Here is a 3324-nt window from a genome sequence, read left to right on the forward strand (position 1 = left end):
AATTTGCAGGTTTTTCACGTTAATGTGCCAGGTTCCTGCAAATCTCACAACACCATTTCGGCCTCAAAGCTCCGCTGCACGAGGCTCGCCGAATTGTTCAGGCTCGACTAACTACTCCCCCTGGTGGTCCGGGTTTCGAGCGGATGAAGCCCCGGTTCTTCGAGTCGCTTTATCCTTCCATTCCACGTTGCTTCAGCTCTCGGCTCGCCCAACCCCTTAAATACTAGTTAAGCTGTGCAACCCAATACTGATCATCGTAATCGCCGTTGTACAGGCCAAAGCCTCCATCCTTCCAGTATAAATTGGCTCCGTATGGCGATGATTTTCCATTTATGATGAAAAATCCATCTTTCTTTGAATTTGTTGAAAAATTCCAGACAAGCTCTGGAACTAACACTAACGGAAAAATAGTCCAGTCAAGTTTGCCAGCATCTTGATTGTAAAATAAATAAAAGGATGGTTCAGTCAACGTCTTTATATAGTATCCACCATGGGAATGTGGTGATGGTTTGAGAGATTAATATAGAGACCATTTTAAATGGTGGCAAGCTATCGACATCATTCATGACAGGTATTGTCATGTTTTGGGTGAAATACGTTCGATATGTGAGCGGATTGAAAGCGGTGTTCCAGTACCTGTCAAAATCTGACATTTGATCGGGCTTGAAAGGTTGTCGTTTTTTGAGGTAAGAATTATTATGGAGACGGTGCCGGGTGGTTGCCATCTTATATCTTGATCAATTGGAGGATTTCATGACTGCAGTTATCATTCAAAACGTTAATACCAACGATTATCTGGACGTGAATTCGAACGGCGCTCCGGTATTTTCCGCAAATCCAAAGTCGTGGACGGCTATAAACATTACCCAGAAGCAGTTCACCGACGGTACATACACGAATGCAATGTTCCAGGATCCGGTCAGCAAGAAGTATCTCAGCTGGTCAGTAACACTGACATTGTCGGACTCGGCAGAAGACGCTCAATTTAGTCCGGGCGGTCCCTCGGTTAATGGTGTGGCACCTCTTCCTTTTAGCAGCCCGTTTGGAGGCATCGGCTTGGCTCTCGGCGAGGACGCGTCGAAACAGCCCGTTGCTGCTGTCGGACAGGGTGAGGGTTTGTTCAAGCTGTCTTTTGACCGCAGCTAGCTGCCGAAGAGACTGGAACCTCCGGGGGGGCAGACGGCACGCGAAAGTCGAGCGGTGTGCAGAACGTCTGCCAGACCAGGTTTCCCTCCCGTGCCGGCCTGTTCCGTCCCCGCCGGGGAGCAGGCGTCGCTCTATATGTGATAATGTCCTTTATCACATATATAAAAGAGGCTGGCCCGAGCGGCGCGCGCCCCGGTTTCGCCACGGGCGGCTCGGTTACGGGAGCGATACGCGGCCGGGATGTCCGAAAATCGTAGGGTTGCATTCATCCCGGCCTTATTACGGAGGTAATCACCCCATGCCCAACGAACTGAACCCGATTTACGGCGGATATCAGCCCACTACCCCCTATGGCCACGCTGCCCATGGCAGCGGCAATGCCGGGCCCACAGCAGCCCTGGCCGGGCTGGCATCGGCCGCAGGCTTCAGCCGGCGGGTGGCCTCGCCGATCGTCGCGGCGCTGCCGCCTCAGCCCCTGTCGGGCGCGGATGTCGAGGCAGTGTTGGGCGGCAGTCCTCACCCGGGTCCGTCAGCCAGCGCTACCCGGCAAGACGCGGCCGCGCGCGGCGCGTCGGTCGGCCTGACGCTGGCGCAGCTGCTATCGGGGGTGGATAAGGCGCTTGAACAGGTGCGTAATCGGGTGGCAGCCGGGAAGGCTCCACGTCCCATCGACACCGCGAGGCGCTATGAGCTTGAAAAGAGCTACGAGATGGCGAATCACGTCAGGAACGGAACCCGTATGAAGAAGGCGCACGACCATACAAACGAGATCAGCGTTTCCGCAGTCGCACGGAGAGAAGGTAATCATCCGCACGCTATCAACCACGTTATGCGCGCAGATGGTACGTTGACTCCGCGAGGGAAACGATGTCTCGAAGTCGCTTACGGTAAATTTTTCGAGATATGAGTCTCGCTTCTGATCGCAGGGAGAAGAGAGGGGGGACCGGCACCAACCTTGTCCTGCCTGCCGGCGTTGCCACGCCCGCGCTGGTCGCGTCAGCCGGCGAGCGCGCCAGTGTGCGTTTTCTGGAATTCTTCGCGTCGGCGATCCGCAACCCGCACACGCGGCGAGCCTATGCGCGGGCCGCGGGGGATTTTCTCGGGTGGTGCGGCGGTGCCGGGGTGACATCGATCACGGCCGTGCAGCCACTGCATGTGGCCGCGTGGATCGAGCTGCAGACAAAGACGTCGTCGGCGCCGACCGTCAAGCAGCAGCTTGCTGCGCTCCGCCACCTGTTCGACTGGCTGGTCACCGGCCAGATCGTGCCGCACAACCCGGCAGCCTCCGTGCGGGGTCCCGCGCATTCCGCGAAGAAGGGCAGCACGCCGGTGCTCGACGCAACCGAGGCGCGGCAGCTGCTCGACAGCATCGATGTGACGACGCCGATCGGCCTGCGTGACCGCGCGCTGATCGCGCTGATGGTGTTTTCGTTCGCACGGATTGGTGCCGCCGTCGCGATGCGCGTCGACGACGTCTATGTGCAGCAGCGGCGCCTGTGGGTGCGCCTGCGGGAGAAAGGCGGCAAGCGGCACGAGATGCCGTGTCACCACACGCTCGAGGCGATCCTGCATGCGTACCTGGACGGCACCGGACTCGCGAATGATCCGAAGGGGCCCCTGTTCCGCACGATCGCGCGGGGTACCGGGCAGCTCAGCGAAACCCCTCTGCCGCAGGCGAACGCGCACGCGATGATGCGGCGCCGTGCACGGGCGGCCGGGATCGGCACGGCGATCGGCAACCACACGTTCCGGGCGACCGGCATCACGGCGTACCTGAAGAGCGGCGGCACGCTGGAGAACGCGGCGGCGATGGCTAATCACGCGTCGACGCGCACCACGCAGCTCTATGACCGGCGCCATGATGAAGTCAGCCTCGATGAGATCGAGCGCATCCGTCTCTAGCGTGATCAACGAACGGAATACACTACCTTCGCCAGCTCCAGGTGGCCTTGGAGGCCCGGCGCCATGCCTCCATTTCCAGACGGCGTAGGCAGGCTACGGTTGGTCAGGATAGAAGTCGTCGGACAGCACCTGATCTGCTGTCCACGGAATAGTGTCGGGGAACACGGCCCTTGGGGATCAACGGAACGGAAAACGCACTTAAGCGTAATCAGGCCGCCTTGCTCCGGTGTCCGCCCCGTGCGGCCGGCGCTTTTCTGAGTTCGCTGACCAGCTTGC

Annotated in this window: 3 protein-coding genes; all 3 read left to right on the forward strand. The window is 58.8% G+C overall.

The window, feature by feature from the left end; genetic code table 11:
- The first annotated feature begins 753 nt into the window (after positions 1–753).
- The 3 genes from HV796_RS40990 (at position 754) to HV796_RS41000 (ending at position 3048) form a co-directional block, all read left to right on the forward strand.
- Positions 754–1146 carry a hypothetical protein gene (locus HV796_RS40990; RefSeq protein WP_175233385.1) on the forward strand — a complete coding sequence of 131 codons (393 nt, stop codon included), beginning with the start codon at positions 754–756 and terminating at the stop codon, positions 1144–1146.
- A gap of 298 nt (positions 1147–1444) precedes the next feature.
- Positions 1445–2053, forward strand: a complete 609-nt coding sequence (locus tag HV796_RS40995) for a hypothetical protein (RefSeq protein ID WP_175233386.1) — start codon at positions 1445–1447, stop codon at positions 2051–2053.
- Positions 2050–3048 carry a tyrosine-type recombinase/integrase gene (locus HV796_RS41000; RefSeq protein WP_175233387.1) on the forward strand — a complete coding sequence of 333 codons (999 nt, stop codon included), beginning with the start codon at positions 2050–2052 and terminating at the stop codon, positions 3046–3048. The genes HV796_RS40995 and HV796_RS41000 overlap by 4 nt, the downstream gene beginning before the upstream one ends.
- Positions 3049–3324: the final 276 nt, after the last annotated feature.

Source organism: Paraburkholderia humisilvae, from assembly GCF_902859855.1.
GTDB lineage: Bacteria > Pseudomonadota > Gammaproteobacteria > Burkholderiales > Burkholderiaceae > Paraburkholderia > Paraburkholderia humisilvae.

Bases quoted from the DNA above. Each gene is read 5' to 3' on its own strand.
- HV796_RS41000 (WP_175233387.1), top strand. From the start codon at position 2,050: ATGAGTCTCGCTTCTGATCGCAGGGAGAAGAGAGGGGGGACCGGCACC.
- HV796_RS40990 (WP_175233385.1), top strand. From the start codon at position 754: ATGACTGCAGTTATCATTCAAAACGTTAATACCAACGATTATCTGGAC.
- HV796_RS40995 (WP_175233386.1), top strand. From the start codon at position 1,445: ATGCCCAACGAACTGAACCCGATTTACGGCGGATATCAGCCCACTACC.